The sequence below is a fragment of the Mesorhizobium sp. RIZ17 genome (assembly GCF_051127865.1).
Taxonomy (GTDB): domain Bacteria; phylum Pseudomonadota; class Alphaproteobacteria; order Rhizobiales; family Rhizobiaceae; genus Mesorhizobium; species Mesorhizobium humile.
Genome location: NZ_CP147861.1, coordinates 4,129,183 through 4,145,860 on the forward strand (window position 1 = coordinate 4,129,183; position 16,678 = coordinate 4,145,860).

The following is a 16,678-nucleotide window of genomic DNA, read 5'->3' on the forward strand; positions in this document are numbered from 1 at the left end:
TGTCCCCACTGACCAGGGGACGATCCTGAACCGCTATGGTTAAGGAATTGCTTTCACAACATCGGCTTGCTTCGGTCCGCTCCAAAACGTCAAAAAAGTATCGGTCGGGTGGACAAGCCGTGGTGGCAGGCGCTTCAATTGCCGCCTAAGCTTTCCATCGCGGTGGCCAGTGGGAATACACGGCTTGCCCAAACGAAGCGCAGCAACCGGTCACAAGACCGGACCCGCGCGGGGAGGAAAATGAAGATGAATCCGGACCTGGAAGTCGTCCAGATCAGACAAGGAGAGTCGTTCAAGGCCTGGGCCCACGGCTATCCTTTCCGCACCGTGCGCTGGCACTTCCATCCCGAATACGAACTGCATCTGGTCGTCGCCACCACCGGCCGTTATTTCGTCGGCGACTTCATCGGCGAGTTCGAGCCGGGCAATCTGGTGCTCACCGGGCCCAACCTGCCGCACAACTGGGTCAGCGATGTGCCGCCGGGCGAGACCGTGCCGCTGCGCGGCCGTGTCGTGCAGTTCTCCGAAGAATTCATCGCCGACGCTTCCGCCGCCTTGCCCGAGCTTGCCGCCTGCGCCGGCATTCTTGAAACCAGCCGCCGCGGCGCGCTGTTCTCGGCGGCGACGGCCGAGCTTGCGGCGCCCTTGCTGGCGGAGCTGACCGAGGCGCAGGGCGTGCGCCGCCTGTCGCTGTTCATGGCCGTGCTCGACATCTTGAACCGCGCCGGCGATGTCCGCACGCTGGCCAGCGCCGGCTATCTGCCCGACCCGTCCGGCTTCATGTCGGCCGGCATCAACCAGGCGCTCGCTTATATCAACTGCCACCTGACCGAACCCTTCAGCGAAGGCACTCTGGCCGAGATCGCCGGGCGCAGCCCGAGCGCCTTCTCGCGCAGCTTCCGCCGGCACACCGGAATGGCGCTGGTGCAGTATGTCAACCGCCTGCGCATCAACCTCGCCTGCCAGCTGCTGATGAGCGAAGGCCAGATGTCGATCACCGAAATCTGCTACGCCGCCGGCTACAACAACATCTCGAATTTCAACCGTCAGTTCCTGGCGCAGAAGGGCATGTCGCCTTCGCGCTTCAGGGCCTTGCTGGCTGAGAACATCAACGCGGAGATTGCCGCCTAACAGGGAGGAAGCGGGAGGAGCTCAAAGCAATTCCAGTCTGAAAAGATTTTGCGCCCGGAATTGCATCAAACAAAGAAACATTCAGGGAAGGAAAGACGCGGGGTGCAGGGCACCCGGTGCTGGGGTTCGTTTGCCCGAAATCCAGCATGCTCAGGAGGATATCTGCGTGGCTTATCGGGATCGATCGATCCTCGGCCGCTGCTGACAATACTCCTTTCAACAGTTCGACATGCAGTCAAGGCCTGACGCGTCGTCCCGCGCAGGTCATCGTGAAACCATTTCTCGAAACGGAGACATTCGAATGACCAGATATACATGGAAATCGCCGTTTGCCTTGAAATCGACGATCGCGGCCATTTTCGCGGTCTCGCTGCTCGGCAGCACGGCGGCATTCGCCGCCACGGTCACCGACGCCACGGTTGCCTTCCTGATGCCCGACCAGGCATCGACCCGCTACGAGCAGCACGACTATCCGGGCTTCGTCGCCGAGATGAAGAAGCTCTGCCCTGGCTGCAAGGTGATCTACCAGAACGCCGATGCCGACGCGGCGCGCCAGCAGCAGCAGTTCAACTCGGTGATCTCGCAGGGCGCCAAGGCCATCGTGCTCGATCCCGTGGATTCGACCGCCGCCGCTTCGCTGGTCAAGCTGGCGCAGAGCCAGGGCGTCAAGGTGATCGCCTACGACCGGCCCATCCCGACGGCGCCCGCCGATTTCTACGTGTCCTTCAACAATGAAGGCATCGGCAAGGCCATTGCCGATTCGCTGGTCGAGCATCTCAAGGCGCTGAAGGTCGACCCGGCCGGCGGCGGCCTGCTGCAGATCAACGGCTCGCCGACCGATGCCGCCGCCGGCCTGATCAAGAAGGGCATCCATGAGGGTCTCGACAACAGCGGCTACCCGATCCTGGCCGAGTTCGACACGCCGGAATGGGCGCCGCCGAAGGCCCAGCAATGGGCGAGCGGACAGGTCACCCGCTTCGGCGCCAAGATCCTAGGCGTCGTCGCCGCCAATGACGGCACCGGCGGCGGCGCCATCGCCGCCTTCAAGGCAGCCGGCGTCGATCCGGTTCCGCCGGTGACCGGCAACGACGCCACGATCGCCGCGCTGCAGTTGATCATCGCCGGCGACCAGTACAACACCATCTCCAAGCCGAGCGAGATCGTCGCGGCCGCGGCGGCCAACGTCGCCGTCAAGCTGTTGTCGGGCGAGACGCCGAAGGCCGAGATGACGCTCTACGACACGCCCTCGCAGCTCTTCACGCCGGCGGTGGTGACGCAGGAGAACCTCAAGGCCGAGATCATCGACAAGAAGATCAACACGGCCGCCGAGCTCTGCGTCGACCGCTATGCCGAGGGCTGCAAGAAGCTTGGCATCACCAACTGATCAGGTGACATCCGGCCGCCCGTCGGCGGCCGGATGTCCAGGAAACACTGTCAAGAAGGGCGGCGCATGAACGAGAGTCCTGAAAGGTCGGCTTCCGTCGGCGAGCTGGTGCTCAGCCTGCGCGGGATATCGAAGCATTTCGGCGCCGTTTCGGCGCTGACCGATATCGATTTCGACGTCCATGCCGGCGAGGTCGTGGCCCTGGTCGGGGACAACGGCGCCGGAAAGTCGACGCTGGTCAAGATACTCGCCGGCGTGCATCAGCCGAGCTCGGGAACGATCAATTTCCGCGGCAGGGCGGTGACGCTGCCCGACCCGCGCGCGGCGCTGACGCTCGGCATCGCCACGGTTTTCCAGGATCTTGCGCTCTGCGAGAATCTCGACGTCGTCGCCAACATTTTCCTCGGCAACGAGCTCAGCCCGCTCCGGCTGGACGAAGTGGCGATGGAGATGCGGGCCTGGACGCTGCTCAACGAATTGTCGGCGCGCATCCCGAGCGTGCGCGAGGCGGTCGCCTCGCTGTCCGGCGGCCAGCGCCAGACGGTGGCGATAGCGCGCTCGCTGCTGCTCGAACCGAAGCTCATCCTGCTCGACGAGCCGACCGCAGCCCTCGGCGTCGCCCAGACGGCGGAGGTGCTCAACCTCATCGACCGCGTCCGCGCCCGCGGCCTCGGCGTCGTGATGATCAGCCACAACATGGAAGATGTCCGCGCCGTCGCCGACCGCATCGTCGTTCTCAGGCTGGGGCGCAACAACGGCGTCTTTGAACCCGATGCCTCGAACCAGGATCTGGTCAGCGCCATCACCGGCGCGTCCAACAACGCGGTGTCGCGCCGCGCCGAGCGCCTGCGCATGGAGCGCGATCACAGCGACAGCGAACAGGCGGGGGAGCAACACCCATGACGGACGTCAAGCAAGGCGCCTCCGCCCCGCTGGCGCTCGACCGCGCCGATACGCGGGTGAAGCATGACAGCGGCGTCGGCGGCGCGCTCCGCGCCTTCCTCGATCGCGTGCGCAGCGGCGATCTCGGCTCGCTGCCGGTCGTCGTCGGCCTCGTGGTCATCTGGACCGTGTTCACCAGCCTCAACCCGGTGTTCGTTTCGAGCAGCAATCTGGTCAACCTCCTGTTCGATTGCTCGACCGTCGGCGTCATCGCGCTCGGCATCGTCTGCGTGCTGATGGTCGGCGAGATCGACCTTTCCGTCGGCTCGATCAGCGGCTTCGCCTCGGCGATGGTCGGCACGCTCTGGGTCAACCAGGGCTGGCCTGTGGCGCTCGCCATCTTGGCGGCGCTGGCCTTCGGCGCCCTGATCGGCTCGCTCTATGCCTTGCTGTTCAACCGGCTCGGCATGCCGAGCTTCGTCTCGACGCTGGCCGGCCTGCTCGCGGTGCTGGGCATGCAGCTCTACATCCTCGGCTCCACCGGATCAATCAACCTGCCTTACGGCTCGGCCCTGGTGGATTTCGGCCAGCTGATGGTGATGCCGAAATGGGTCTCCCACACGCTTGCCGCGATCCCCGGCCTGGCGATGCTGGTTTCCGGGCTTCGCACCTTCGCGCGCCGCCGCGCGGCCAATCTGTCGACCCCGTCCGCGACGGGGCTCATCCTGCGCGTCGCCACTATCACCATCGGCCTCGAGCTGATCGTCGCCTACCTCAACCAGTCGCGCGGCATACCGTGGATGTTCGGCCTGTTCGTCGGCCTCGTCGTGGCGATGAATTATGCGCTCACCCGGACCAAATGGGGGCGTTCGATGACCGCCGTCGGCGGCAACCGCGAGGCGGCGCGGCGCGCCGGCATCAAGGTGCGCGCCATCTATCTCAGCGCCTTCGCCCTATGCTCGCTCTTCGCCGCGCTCGGCGGCGTGCTGGCCGCGGCGCGGCTCGCTTCCGCCAGCCAGCAGGCCGGCACCGGCGACGTGAACCTGAACGCCATCGCGGCCGCGGTCATCGGCGGCACCAGCCTGTTCGGCGGTCGTGGCAGCGCCTATTCCGCGCTGCTTGGCATCATCGTCATCCAGTCGATCGCCAGCGGCCTGACGCTGCTCGATCTGTCCTCGTCGCTTCGCTACATGATCACCGGTGCCGTTCTGGCCATCGCCGTGATCGTCGACTCCCTCGCGCGCAGGTCCCGTGCTTCGCACGGCCGCGCCTGAACAGTTTCAAACGAGAAGGGTACACATGGCTCACGATCTTTCGGGAAAAGTCGCCGCGGTCACCGGCGCGGCATCGGGCATCGGCCTCGAATGCGCCAGGGCCATGCTGACAGCCGGCGCCCGCGTCGTGCTGGTCGACCGCGCCGAGGACAGGTTGAAGGAGGTCGTCGCCGAGCTCGGCTCCGGCGCCATCCCGCTGGTGGTCGACCTCACCAGCCCGGCCAGCGTGGCGACCATGCTGCCCGGCATCCTCGACAAGACCGGCCAGCTCGACATCTTCCACGCCAATGCCGGCTCCTATGTCGGCGGCGAGATCCTCAACGGCGATCCCGACGCCTGGGACCGCATGCTGAACCTCAACATCAATTCGGTGTTCCGCTCGGTGCACGCCGTGCTGCCGCATATGGTCGGACGCAAGACCGGCGACATCGTCGTCACCAGCTCCATCGCAGGCCTGGTCCCCGTCGTCTGGGAGCCGGTCTACACGGCCTCGAAGCACGCCATCCAGGCCTTCGTCCACACGCTGCGCCGGCAGGTCGCCAAGCACGGCCTGCGCGTCGGCGCCGTGGCGCCGGGGCCGGTGGTGACGGCGCTGATCAGCGATTGGCCGAAGCAGAAGCTCGAGGACGAGCTGGCGGCCGGTGGCCTGATGCAGCCCACCGAGGTCGCGGACGCCGTCCTGTTCATGCTCACGCGACCAAGGAACATCACCATTCGCGATCTGGTGATCCTGCCGCAGAGCAACGATTTGTAGTGAGTAGTGAATAGTGAATAGTGAATAGTGAATAGTGAATAGTGAATAGAAAATCGTCTACTCAACTCGCTACTAACTAATAACTACTCACCATTCACCATTCACCATTCACCATTCACCGTTCACCCCGAGGCCCCCCATGCCTTCCCACTTCCTCGGCATCGATGTCGGCACCGGCAGCGCGCGCGCCGGCGTCTTTGACGAGCATGGCCAACTCCTGGCTTCCGCCAAGCGCGACATTGCTCTCTTCGTCGAGTCCGGCGAGATCGCCGAGCAATCCAGTCGCGACATCTGGCAGGCGGCATGCGCCAGCGTGCGCGAGGCGGTCGGGAAATCGGGCGTCGATCCCCGGGACATCGGTGGCATCGGCTTCGACGCGACCTGTTCGCTGGTGGTGGTCGGCGACGATGGCGAGCCTTTGCCGGTAGGCCGCTCGGGAGACAGCGACCGAAACATCATCGTCTGGATGGATCATCGCGCCCTCGACCAGACCAGGCGCATCAACGCGCTGCGGCATCCGGTCCTCGACTATGTCGGCGGCGTCATCTCGCCGGAGATGGAGACGCCGAAGCTTCTATGGCTGAAGGAGAACCTGCCCGAGACCTTTGCCAGAGCGCGGCATTTCTTCGACCTGGCCGATTACCTGACCTGGCGCGCCACGGGCAGCCTTGCCCGCTCGGTCTGCACGCTGGCCTGCAAATGGACCTATCTCAGCCATGAACGGCGCTGGGACGACAGCTATTTCCATGCGGTGGGACTTGGCGAGCTAGCGGACGAGGGTTTTGTCCGTATCGGCACGGATGTGGTCGATCCCGGCACGGCGGTGGGCGCCGGCCTGACAGAGGCGGCCGCCGCCGAACTGGGACTGGTTGCGGGCACGATCGTGGCCGCCGGGCTGATTGACGCCCATGCCGGCGGCGTCGGCACCGTCGGCGCCGCGGGCGATGCCGGCACCATCGTCTCGCGCATGGCCTATGTGCTCGGCACCTCGGCCTGCACCATGGCGAGCAGTGAAGGTCCGGCCTTCGTGCCGGGTGTATGGGGACCCTATTATTCCGCCATGGTGCCGGGGTTCTGGCTGAGCGAGGGCGGCCAGTCGGCGGCCGGCGCGGCCATCGATCTGCTGGTGCATTTCCACCCGGCCCAGGCCGAGGCTTCCGCGCGCGCTGCAGCCGAAGGCAAATCGCTGGTCGATTGGCTCGCCGCGGCCGCCACGGCGGGTTCGCCCGACCTGTCGGTCGCCGCCACGCTTGCGGGAAGCATCCATGTCGTGCCCGAATTCCTCGGCAATCGTTCGCCGTTGGCCGATCCGGATGCGCGCGGCCTGATCGCCGGGCTCGGCACCGACCGTTCCGTCGAGAGTCTCGTCGGCCTTTACGTGGCCGGACTTTGCGGCCTCGGCTACGGCGTGCGCCAGATCGTGGCGGCTATGGCCTCGTCCGGCCATGCCGTCGACACCATCGTCATCAGCGGCGGCGCCGGCCAGTCGCCGCTGGTGCGCCAGCTGCTTGCCGACGCCGCCGGCCTGCCGGTGGCCGCCTCGCAGTCGCCGGAGCCGGTGCTGCTCGGCGCCGCGATGCTCGGAGCGGTCGCGGCGCGCCGGTACGCGGACCTATCGACCGCCATGCCATCCATGTCCCGGCTTGGTGATGTTTTCACACCCGCGACGGGCGACTTCCGCGCCTGGCACGACCGCCGCTACGAAGCCTTCCTGGCGCTGCAGGCGGTGGGGCGCAGCTTGCGCTGAGGGATCGGCAAGGCGTCAGCGCCGGAAGACTGTCGGCACCTCGAACGGATCGGACGCCGGCTCCTGCGGCAGCGTTCCTTCGGCCCTGCGCTTGTTGTGATGCGAGAGCGAGCATTGCGGCGAGCACAATATGCCGCGATCGGTCCAGTAGGCGGGGCCTTCCTCAAGCATGCCGTGATAGTGGTGGAAGCCTGGAGCCCGGTAGGGCAGGCCGCATTCGATGCACCGATAGGCGTCGGGTCTGGCAAGCATGGCTGGTATCCGGTGTTTCTATGAATTGTCCGGGCAGATCATAGCGGGATGTAGTTCCTTGTTGCAGTAATTTTGAGAGGTAGCCATAGCCTCCACAATTGGCCCGGCATTCGCGATTTCGTCATTCTATGGCGTAGCAAGGAGCGAAGCGACGCGCGCAGACCATAGAATCCATTCCGTAACGTTGACGTTGCTCTACGATCCAGAATTCTGCTCCGTTGCACCCTTCGCGCGGGGTCACGGAATGGATCCTCGGGTCTACGCGTCCGCTTCGCTCCCGCTCCGCCCATGGATGACGAAGCTCAGGCGCTGCGGCTAATCTTCGAAGTTTGCGATTGTTTCCATGGGGGGCAAAGCGTTCCGACCTTCGCTTGGTCGAAACGCTCGTCAGGTCTACGCTCCCACTCCGCCCGTAGATGACGATCCTGCAAAATCCGCGTGACAAAATTTGACGTTTACGTAAAAAGAAGGTGCGAAATCGACACATGGTTTCGCTTCGGCCATGTACTACGGTTGGCTGGAACGGAGGAGGAGCAGACATGTATCGCGCACCGGTCGAGGACATCGCCTTCACGCTGAAGCAGGTGGCCGGGCTGAAGCCGGCGCTGGACGCCGGCACCTTCGGCGATCTCGGCGAGGATCTCGTCGACGCGATCCTGGCCGAGGCGGGACGTTTCGCGAGCGAGGAGGTCGCCCCGCTCTACAAGATCGGCGACGCGCATGGCGCGGTGCTGAAGGACGCGGCCGTCACTACGCCGCCCGGCTGGAAGGAGCTCTACCGGCGCTGGATCGACGGCGGCTGGAACGCGCTGTCTGGACCGGAGGAGTTCGGCGGCCAGGGCCTGCCGACGATGCTCGGCGTCGCAGCGCTCGAAATGTGGAATTCCGCCGCCATGGCTTTCGGCATCGGCCCGACGCTCACCATGGGCGCGGTCGAGGCGCTCGACAAACATGCTTCCGAGGCGCTGAAGCAAAAATATCTGGCCAAACTCGTCTCGGGCGAGTGGATGGGCACGATGAACCTGACCGAGCCGCAGGCCGGCTCGGACCTCGCGGCCTTGCGCAGCCGCGCCGAGCCGGTCGGCGACGGCACCTACCGCATCTTCGGCCAGAAGATCTTCATCACCTATGGCGAGCACGATTTCACCGACAACATCGTGCATCTGGTGCTGGCCAGGTTGCCCGTCGCGCCCGCCGGCACGCGCGGCATCTCGCTGTTTCTGGTGCCGAAGTTTTTCGTCAATGACGACGGCTCGCTCGGCGGCCGCAACGACGTCTTCTGTTCCGGCCTCGAGCACAAGCTCGGCATCCATGCCTCGCCGACCTGCACCATGATCTATGGCGACGGCTTTCAGGGCGCGGCACCCGGGGCCATCGGCTGGCTGATCGGCGAGGAGAACAAGGGGCTGGCCTGCATGTTCACCATGATGAACAACGCTCGCCTCGCCGTCGGCATGCAGGGCGTGGCGGTTGCCGAGACCGCCACCCAGAAGGCGATCGCCTATGCCAACGAGCGCCGCCAGGGCAAGGCATCGGACTATTCCGGTTCCGGCATGGCGCCGATCGTCCATCACCCCGACGTGCAGCGCAATCTCTTGACCATGAAGGCGCTGACCCAGATCGCCCGCTCGATCAGCTATTCCTGCGCCCATGCCATCGACCGCGCCCGCGTCGGCGAGGGCGAGGCCGCCGCCACCTGGCGCGACCGCGCCAACCTGCTGACGCCGCTGGCAAAGGCCTTCTCGACCGATGTCGGCGTCGAGGTCGCCTCGCTGGGCGTCCAGGTGCATGGCGGCATGGGCTTCATCGAGGAGACGGGCGCCGCGGCGCTTTATCGCGATGCCCGCATCGCGCCGATCTATGAAGGCACCAACGGCATCCAGGCAATCGACCTCGTGGCGCGAAAACTGCCGCTTGGCGGCGGAGAGCATGTGCATCGCTATATCGGCGAATTGAAAGCCGTGGCCGATGCGGTGCGCACCTCCAACATCGACGGCTTCGGCCGTACCGCCGACAATCTCGACCGGTCACTCAGCGATCTCGACGAGGCGACGCGCTTCCTGCAGAAGCTCACCGCCGACGGCAAGATCGACGCCGCGATGGCCGGCGCCACGCCCTATCTGCGCCTGATCTCGCTCGCCGCCGGCGGTGCCTATCTGGCGCAGGGCGGGCTGGCCGACCGTGGCCGCATCGCGCTCTGCCGCTTCTTTGCCGAAAACCTACTCGGCGAGACGCGCGCCTTGAAGGAGCGCGTCATCGACGGCGCAGAAAGTCTCGCCGCCGCCGGCAAGGCACTGATTTCCGCTTAAGCATCCCGACGTTCAAAGGACCAGCCGTGACAGACCATATCCTCGTCGAGCGCCAGGGCGCCGTGCAGATCATCCGCATCAACCGCCCGGACAAGAAGAACGCGCTGACGCGCGCCATGTACGCGAAGATGTCGACGGCCCTTGCCGAAGGCGATGCCGATCCGGCGGTCCGCGTGCATGTCTTCCTCGGCGTTCCGGGCGCCTTCTCCTCCGGCAACGACCTTGCCGATTTCCTGGTCATCGCCACCGGCGGCGAGGGCGGCAACGAGGTCTGGGATTTCCTGATGGCGCTGGCCAGGTCGGAAAAGCCGATGGTGTCGGGCGTCGATGGCATCGCGGTCGGCATCGGCACGACGCTCAATTTGCATTGCGACCTGACCTTCGCCACGCCGCGCACGCTGTTCCGCACGCCCTTCGTCGATCTCGGCCTGGTGCCGGAAGCCGGCTCCAGCCTGATCGCGCCGCAGCTCCTCGGCCGGCAGGGCGCCTTCGCGCTGCTCGGTCTCGGCGAGGGTTTTTCGGCCGAGCGCGCCAAGGTCGCCGGCATGATCTACGACGTCGTGTCGGAAGACGCGCTGGAAGGCGCGGTGCTGGCCGCCGCCAGCAACATCGGCGCCAAGCCGCCGCAGGCGCTGAAGATCGCGCGCGACCTGATGCGCGAGCCGCGCGAGGAACTCGTCGCCCGCATCAAGGTCGAAAGCGAGCATTTCCGCGAGCGGCTGACCTCGGAAGAGGCGCGCGCAGCGCTCACCGCTTTCATGACGCGCAGGAAGGCGGGCTGAATTCACGACACTGTCAGGTTGTGGCAGCTTCGAGCGAAACTCGCGTCTGACGCGATTTTTGGTCTGTACACTGTCGTTTTCGCGCCCTATCTCACGAAGCCGACGGGGCGGGGGCCTACAGCAATTCCAGGAAAAGTGCGTAGCGGTTTTCCGTCCGGAATTGCGCCAAGACAAGGACTACAGTGCGAAGCGCTCTAGTCGCCTGGAGTGGACATGGCCCGCAAAATTGCCGCTGACGAGCAACCTTCCGAAATGACGAGGCACGCACCGACGGATTGAACGTCCGACATGCTTGCCATTGCCGTAAGACCGCTGGCGCTCACCATGAAACTTTGGTGGCGCTTCTGGCCGCAGCTGGTCGCCATGGTACTTCTGGGCATCGTGTTCGGCGACCTGTTCATGCAGGTCGCGGCACGCGCGGCCCTGCTCAACCACATGGCCGGTCTCGCTCTGCTGACGCTGGTCGCGCTGACCCAGCTCATCGTCACCGTCGCCATGTTCCAGACCCTGCTGCCCGCGCTGCCTGCCGTGCGCGTCGCGCAGCAGTCGGCCCAGAGCGAAAGCGAAACCGGGCCACGGAGCGGTAGCGCGCGGCTGGCGCGCATGGTCACCGTCGCGCTGCTGCCCTTCTTCGCCTACTACGCCGCCTGGGGCTTTCTCGGCGACACGGTGCGGCAATATTCGCGCGTCACGCTCGACATGGCGCCCTTCGGCGAAGGCGCCGGCAACGTGCTCGATGTGCTGGATTCGCGCTGGCTGATCGTGTCGGTCGTCATCTCCTGGCTGATCAGGCGCTTCGCCACCGCCATGCAGAAGCGCGGCGGCTCGCGCTCCTTCTGGCAGATCGTCGTGGTCATCTGCGAGACCAATTGGATCTTCATCGGTCTCTATGTGATCTCGCGCTGGAAGGACGAGGCCGTCGCCTGGATCATGAGCCGCAACATCTTTTCCGCCCTGCAGGCGGCGGCTGATGGCGTCGCGCATCCCATCGCCAGCGCTTTCGCCGATCCGATGGTGCCGGTCGAGGTCACCTGCATCGACACCACGACCAGGCTGGTGAACCTGTTCTTCTACATGCTCTTGCCGGTGATCTGGCTGGTGCTGGCGGCGCTGATCTACGGCTATGACGTGCGCGACGACAAGGAACTGATGCGCATGCACCGGCGGGTTGAACGCGCTGGCGAACGCTATCGCGCCATCCCGAAATTCCTGCGCGACTTCGCCGAGCATTTCATCTCCGGCTACCGCTCGCGTTACCTGCCGATCGCCAACGGCGTGCGCATCACGCTGAGCTCGGGCGTCGTGCTTATCGTGACGCTGATCGTCGGCTACCGCCTGATCGATTGGCTCGCCGCCTGGGCGTGGCTCGGCATGACGCGGCTCATCGGACCGCATGAGCTCGACACCTGGCAGGTGCTCTCGGAAGGCGTGTCGCTGCTGTTCGGCAGCCCATTCCAGGATTCCTCGACCGGCATCCTGGTCGAGCCGCTGCGCATCTGCTTCCTCGCCGCGGTCCTCGAAACGGCGTTCGCACTGCCCAAGCGCCACGCCGGCGGGAGCGCCGAGCCGGCCGGGCCGGCCGACGCCACGGAAATCGAGGCGCAGAATGCTTGAAAGCGCCCGCTCACGGCTGAAGGCGTGGACCGTCGCCGGCATCGGCACGGCAGCCGCAATTGCCGTCGCGGGTGTCCTTGGCGCCTTCGGCGCGAGGCATGAGCCGTTGCCGGTTCTGGCGCCGGCAAGCCGGATCGACACCGGCGAGTGGCTGCTGCGGCCATTGAAGGCCTATGTCACCACGGAAAAATACGCCTACGGGACGTTGCTCAAGCCGGGCGGCAAGGCGCTGGTCCTCGAGCTCGAAATGACCAACCGCACCGCAAAGTCGACCAAGGACTATTTCGACGTGCTGCAGGCAAGCCCGGCGACGGTCGATCCGGCCACCAAACCCTTCATCGTGCTGACGCGCGATTCCACGATGTCGCCCGAACTGCATCCCGGCATGCCGGAGCGCATGGCCTATATCTGGCAATTGCCGGATGGAGCGGCGGCACCTGCCAGTTTCGGCCTGACGGTCATCCGCAAGACCTACAAGCCGCGCGACAATCTCTACGGCCTGCCGGGCTGGTTCAATCCCACGCCGGCCGGCACGCTGACCATTGCCGTCGGCGCCGGGCCCGACAGCGGGGATATCCAGCCATGATGGGCCCATGATGCGAAAATCGGCCAACATCGCCCTGCTGCTTGTCGCCATGGTTTTCTGCTACGGCCTGCAGACATCGAAGCCGCGTTACGGCGACCTGATCGGGCCGATCCCCGCGCACGGCAAACTCGGCGATACCGTTGTCGGGCGCGCCTTCGAGGTCCATGCCGAGAAAGTCGAGTTCGCCCGCAAGCTGAAGGTCGATCAGTTCGGCCAACAAAAGGTCCTGACCACCGGCGGCGTCTGGGCCGTGGTGACGGTCGAGTTCGCGGCGCGCTCCGAGTCGACAACCATTGGTGTCGCGTCCTGGCGCGGGCCGACCGGTCTTGCCTACGACCAGACCGAGAGGCTGTCCTTCATGAACGGGCTTTTGCCGGTCGCGATCGATCCCGGCCTGCCGAGGAAGGCGAGGCTGATCTTCGAAATGCGGCCGGACCAGGTGAGCGACGCGACCTTGCTCGTTTCGGAGAAGCTGATGGCGGCGCTGGACTCCCAGGCCGAAATCGCGCTTGGGCCGGTGGCAGTCGCGCCGGACGGCCTGCCTCCCGGCACGGTCGACATGCTGGATATGGCGCAGCCGCTCTGAGGAAAGCGAATGACGGCAGAGGCTCTGGATCAGGAGAATAGGGCAGGAGAGCGGAAATGGCGGCGGCGCAGCCTGTGGTCGCTCGCGCTCCTGATCCCGCTCGCCTTGGCCGTGGAGTCCTATGACAGCGTCAAGGCGCTGCTCGGCGACAGCGACCTGTTCGCGCGCCGCGTCGTGTGGGGGCAGAGCGCGCATTTCGGCGGCAGCGACTGGAAACTGACCGATTTGCGCGGCGCCTTCGGCATGTCGAACCTGCCGCCGGACTCCGTGCCCGTGCTGGCCGACTTCCAGGTCAAGGTCGGCGATCCGGACCTGCAAAAACTCTGGCTCGGCTGCAAGGTCACGCTGATTGACAAGGACGGCCGGCGCTGGTTACCGACCTCGATCGTCTCGCTGAAGACCCCCGACAATGTCGGGAACTGCATCTCGGCGATCTTCTCGGGCGCCAAGAGCGGCGACACCCTCAATCTGCGCGAGACGTTCCTGGTGCCGAAGGAAGCCACCAAATCGATACGCCCTGCCGTCGGCGTCGCCAGCGAGCGGCCGCGCTTCCTGCTGTTCCAGCTGGAAAAGGACTGATTTCCGGCAGGCGTTCGGGGTTAGGGATAGAGCCGGCTCTTGTCCCAGCCACCGGCGGCATTGCGCGAAAAGACGACCCGGTCATGCAGCCGGAAGGGCCGGTCATGCCAGAACTCGATCGTCTGCGGCAGGATGCGGAAGCCCGACCAGTGTTTCGGCCGCGGGATCTCGCCGATGGCATAGCGCGCCGTATATTCGGCCACCGCCTTCTCCAGCGCGAAGCGGCTTTCCAGTGGCCGCGACTGTTTCGAGGCCCAGGCGCCGATGCGGCTGCCGCGCGGACGCGTCGCATAGTAGGCGTCGGCCTCGGCGTCGCTGACGATCTCCACCGGCCCGCGCACCCGCACCTGGCGGCGCAGCGATTTCCAGTGGAAGCACATCGCCGCCTTCATGCTGCCAAGAATCTCGCGGCCCTTGGCGCTCTCGAAATTCGTGTAGAAGACAAACCCCTTTTCGTCGAACCCCTTGAGCAGCACCATCCGCACATCCGGCATGCCGTCGGCGTCGACGGTCGCCAGGGCGACGCCGTTGGCATCGTTGATCTCGCTTTTCGTGGCGTCCTCCAGCCATGCGGCAAAGAGCCTGAACGGCTCCGCCGCCTCGGTGAAGTCACTGCTTGTTAACTCGGTTTCGTTCATAGTTTTCCAAATTTTTACCGTTGCGGGAGGAGTTGGCCGATTGTCGCGTATCGCGCAAGCTTTTGACAGCAGGCAATGGGGCGTTATCGCTTCGGCCAGCGTCAAGGCTGTGGTCGTGGCAGCGGCCCTTCCCCTTGCCGCCTGCGGCGCAGGTGGCTTCAGCCTGGAAAAGGCTGATGTCGACCGCTCGATCATCACCTCCAGCGCCCCGTCCTCGCCCGCTGCCCCGGCCGCCGGCGACAAGGATTCCGACCAGACCACCATCGGCAATGCCGTTTCCTCGGCCGACATCAAGGAGTTGGGCGGCCAGGCGGTGCCATGGGCCAATGCCGGCACCGGCTCGCGCGGGGCGATCACCGAACTGCTGGAGCTGAAGGATGGCGGGCTGACCTGCCGCCGTTTCAGCGCCACGCGCGAGAGCTTCGACGGCGTCGCGCTCTACAAGGGTGAGTTGTGCCTGGCCGGCGCCGGTGGCTGGCGCATGCAGGAATTCAAGGCGCTCTGATTTCGACCAGGGTAAGGCTACCCATTGTTGGTCTCAGTTTGAACTTCCGCTTCGTTCGAATGGAGTCGCGATACTATTCTTCGTATGTATTCGATACCAGCGGAGGCTTTTGATATGATCACGCCCGAAGAGTTATCGGCCAAGCTGTGGTCGGTACCGAAAGCAAAAGACATTTTTGATAAGATGGTGAATTTACCTCTATGGGATGCCGCATACTTTCTCTTTAGCTATGAACATCTATTAGAGCACATCGCATATGAGGCTGGACTTCGCAATGCGCCGTTCGTTAATGATCCTGCTGCACAGCCGGTTCCTCCTCGGATTTATGTTGGCCCGCGCCTTGTCATAGAGCAATTTAATCGACGTGAAATGATGTTGCTTCGACTTAGGGCATTTCACCCCGATGCAAGTGACGATCGTCTCCTAGAGGCGATAAAGGCGGCAGGCGAGTTGTATAGCACCAAAGCATGGCCCCTTATGGACTACGATTTGACCCGCTTGCGAGAGGAAATGCCGGGGTTCCAACAGAGCACTTATGAATTAGCCTATCATGATTTCCGAGTGGCGAACCGATGACGGTTAGAAGTTCTGTCGGCGAAATTCAAACCGAGACAGGATCCAACTACCACTGGAATTTCTTCCTATGCGAGCGCATATAGGGAGCGACCACAAATCCATTCTCTCTTGCAGGCAGGAAGCATGCGCGACCCCTATGAGGTGCTGGGCGTTGCCAAGAACGCATCGGCGAAGGACATAAAATCGGCTTACCGCAAGCTCGCCAAGAAGCATCATCCGGACCAGAATCCGAATGATCCCAAAGCGAAGGACCGTTTTGCCGCCGTCAACCAGGCTTACGAAGTCGTGGGCGACGAGAAGACGCGCGGCGCCTTCGACCGCGGCGAGATCGACGCCGAGGGCAAGCCGAAATTCCAGGGTTTTGAAGGCGCGGCCGGCGGCGACCCGTTCGCCGGGTTCCGCCGTCAGCAGGGCCCGGGCGGCGCGCATTTCGAATTCCGCACCGGGCGTCCGGGCGGCGATCCGTTCGACGGCAACAGCGATATCTTCAGCCAGATATTCGGCGATGCTTTTTCCGGCGCCCGCGGCGCCGGCGCAAGGGCGGCCGGGCCAGGCGACCGCCGCCAGCCGGCGCAGGCTGCCGACCTCAACGTCACCATGGACATCAGCGTCGAGGAGGCAGCCACCGCCGACAAGGTGACGGCGATGTTCCCCGACGGCCGCAAGGTGGCGGTGAAGCTGCCGGCCTATGTCGAGGACGGCCAGACGATTCGCCTGAAGGGTCAGGGCGGGCAGGGTCCGGGCCAGCCGGGCGATGCGCTGGTCAAGATCCACATCCGCCGCCATCCGCGCTACCGCATCGAGGGGCGCGACCTGCATGTCGACCTGCCTGTCTCCCTGGCCGACGCCGTCCTCGGCGCCAAGGTGGCGGTCGAGACGCCGACCGGCAAGCTCGCGGTCAACGTCCCGGCATGGTCGAGCTCGGACAAGGTGCTGCGCCTCAAGGGCAGGGGCCTGCCGGAAAAGGCTGGCGGCCATGGCGATCTCTATGCCCATGTGCGATTGATGCTGCCGGAAGGCGGCAATGCCGAGCTTGAGGCCCTGATGCGCGGCCGAAAAGGCTGATTGAGGGAATTTTG

Annotated in this window: 17 protein-coding genes; 15 read left to right on the forward strand and 2 right to left on the reverse strand. The window is 64.8% G+C overall.

Annotated elements, in window-relative coordinates:
- Positions 1-246 precede the first annotated feature (246 nt).
- From WDX12_RS19670 to WDX12_RS19695, 6 genes are all read left to right on the forward strand, one after another.
- The gene (locus WDX12_RS19670; protein ID WP_320295035.1) at positions 247-1,131 is read left to right on the forward strand and encodes an AraC family transcriptional regulator; all 885 of its coding nucleotides are present in this window, start codon (positions 247-249) and stop codon (positions 1,129-1,131) included.
- Between the two features lie 301 nt (positions 1,132-1,432).
- On the forward strand, positions 1,433-2,515 hold the full coding sequence (locus WDX12_RS19675; protein ID WP_434721677.1) for an ABC transporter substrate-binding protein: 1,083 nt from the start codon (positions 1,433-1,435) through the stop codon (positions 2,513-2,515).
- Between the two features lie 66 nt (positions 2,516-2,581).
- Positions 2,582-3,418 carry an ATP-binding cassette domain-containing protein gene (locus WDX12_RS19680; RefSeq protein ID WP_320294730.1) on the forward strand — a complete coding sequence of 279 codons (837 nt, stop codon included), beginning with the start codon at positions 2,582-2,584 and terminating at the stop codon, positions 3,416-3,418.
- On the forward strand, positions 3,415-4,671 hold the full coding sequence (locus WDX12_RS19685) for a sugar ABC transporter permease (protein WP_434721678.1): 1,257 nt from the start codon (positions 3,415-3,417) through the stop codon (positions 4,669-4,671). The genes WDX12_RS19680 and WDX12_RS19685 overlap by 4 nt, the downstream gene beginning before the upstream one ends.
- A 25-nt stretch (positions 4,672-4,696) precedes the next feature.
- The gene (locus WDX12_RS19690) at positions 4,697-5,425 is read left to right on the forward strand and encodes an SDR family oxidoreductase (RefSeq protein WP_320294732.1); all 729 of its coding nucleotides are present in this window, start codon (positions 4,697-4,699) and stop codon (positions 5,423-5,425) included.
- A gap of 139 nt (positions 5,426-5,564) precedes the next feature.
- Positions 5,565-7,172, forward strand: a complete 1,608-nt coding sequence (locus tag WDX12_RS19695) for an FGGY-family carbohydrate kinase (protein ID WP_434721679.1) — start codon at positions 5,565-5,567, stop codon at positions 7,170-7,172.
- A gap of 15 nt (positions 7,173-7,187) precedes the next feature.
- On the opposite strand, the gene WDX12_RS19700 is transcribed toward WDX12_RS19695, so the two are convergent.
- A complete protein-coding gene (locus WDX12_RS19700) occupies positions 7,188-7,424 on the reverse strand; it encodes a hypothetical protein (RefSeq protein WP_434721680.1) in 237 nt (78 codons plus the stop codon).
- Between the two features lie 539 nt (positions 7,425-7,963).
- Between WDX12_RS19700 and WDX12_RS19705 the strand changes: the two genes are divergently transcribed.
- The 6 genes from WDX12_RS19705 (at position 7,964) to WDX12_RS19730 (ending at position 13,880) form a co-directional block, all read left to right on the forward strand.
- The gene (locus tag WDX12_RS19705) at positions 7,964-9,733 is read left to right on the forward strand and encodes an acyl-CoA dehydrogenase family protein (RefSeq protein ID WP_434721681.1); all 1,770 of its coding nucleotides are present in this window, start codon (positions 7,964-7,966) and stop codon (positions 9,731-9,733) included.
- 26 nt (positions 9,734-9,759) lie between these two features.
- Positions 9,760-10,515, forward strand: a complete 756-nt coding sequence (locus WDX12_RS19710) for a crotonase/enoyl-CoA hydratase family protein (protein WP_434721682.1) — start codon at positions 9,760-9,762, stop codon at positions 10,513-10,515.
- A gap of 288 nt (positions 10,516-10,803) precedes the next feature.
- The gene (locus tag WDX12_RS19715) at positions 10,804-12,129 is read left to right on the forward strand and encodes a hypothetical protein (RefSeq protein WP_434721683.1); all 1,326 of its coding nucleotides are present in this window, start codon (positions 10,804-10,806) and stop codon (positions 12,127-12,129) included.
- Positions 12,122-12,715: a hypothetical protein gene (locus tag WDX12_RS19720; protein WP_434721684.1), complete on the forward strand. Its 594-nt coding sequence runs from the start codon at positions 12,122-12,124 to the stop codon at positions 12,713-12,715. Before WDX12_RS19715 ends, WDX12_RS19720 begins: the two co-directional genes overlap by 8 nt.
- 7 nt (positions 12,716-12,722) lie before the next feature.
- Positions 12,723-13,301, forward strand: a complete 579-nt coding sequence (locus WDX12_RS19725) for a hypothetical protein (protein ID WP_434721685.1) — start codon at positions 12,723-12,725, stop codon at positions 13,299-13,301.
- Positions 13,302-13,310: 9 nt separating this feature from the next.
- Complete coding sequence (locus WDX12_RS19730) at positions 13,311-13,880, forward strand: hypothetical protein (RefSeq protein WP_434721686.1); 570 nt, start codon at positions 13,311-13,313, stop codon at positions 13,878-13,880.
- A gap of 20 nt (positions 13,881-13,900) precedes the next feature.
- On the opposite strand, the gene pdxH is transcribed toward WDX12_RS19730, so the two are convergent.
- Positions 13,901-14,518 (reverse strand): pyridoxamine 5'-phosphate oxidase, encoded by a 618-nt coding sequence (gene pdxH, locus WDX12_RS19735; RefSeq protein WP_320294741.1) that lies wholly within the window; start codon positions 14,516-14,518, stop codon positions 13,901-13,903.
- A 40-nt stretch (positions 14,519-14,558) separates the two neighbouring features.
- Here pdxH and WDX12_RS19740 point away from each other — a divergent pair, with 40 nt between their 5' ends.
- From WDX12_RS19740 to WDX12_RS19750, 3 genes are all read left to right on the forward strand, one after another.
- Positions 14,559-15,023: an RT0821/Lpp0805 family surface protein gene (locus tag WDX12_RS19740; protein ID WP_320294742.1), complete on the forward strand. Its 465-nt coding sequence runs from the start codon at positions 14,559-14,561 to the stop codon at positions 15,021-15,023.
- A gap of 114 nt (positions 15,024-15,137) precedes the next feature.
- On the forward strand, positions 15,138-15,599 hold the full coding sequence (locus tag WDX12_RS19745) for a hypothetical protein (RefSeq protein ID WP_434721687.1): 462 nt from the start codon (positions 15,138-15,140) through the stop codon (positions 15,597-15,599).
- Between the two features lie 123 nt (positions 15,600-15,722).
- Positions 15,723-16,664: a DnaJ C-terminal domain-containing protein gene (locus tag WDX12_RS19750; RefSeq protein WP_434721688.1), complete on the forward strand. Its 942-nt coding sequence runs from the start codon at positions 15,723-15,725 to the stop codon at positions 16,662-16,664.
- Positions 16,665-16,678 lie beyond the last annotated feature (14 nt).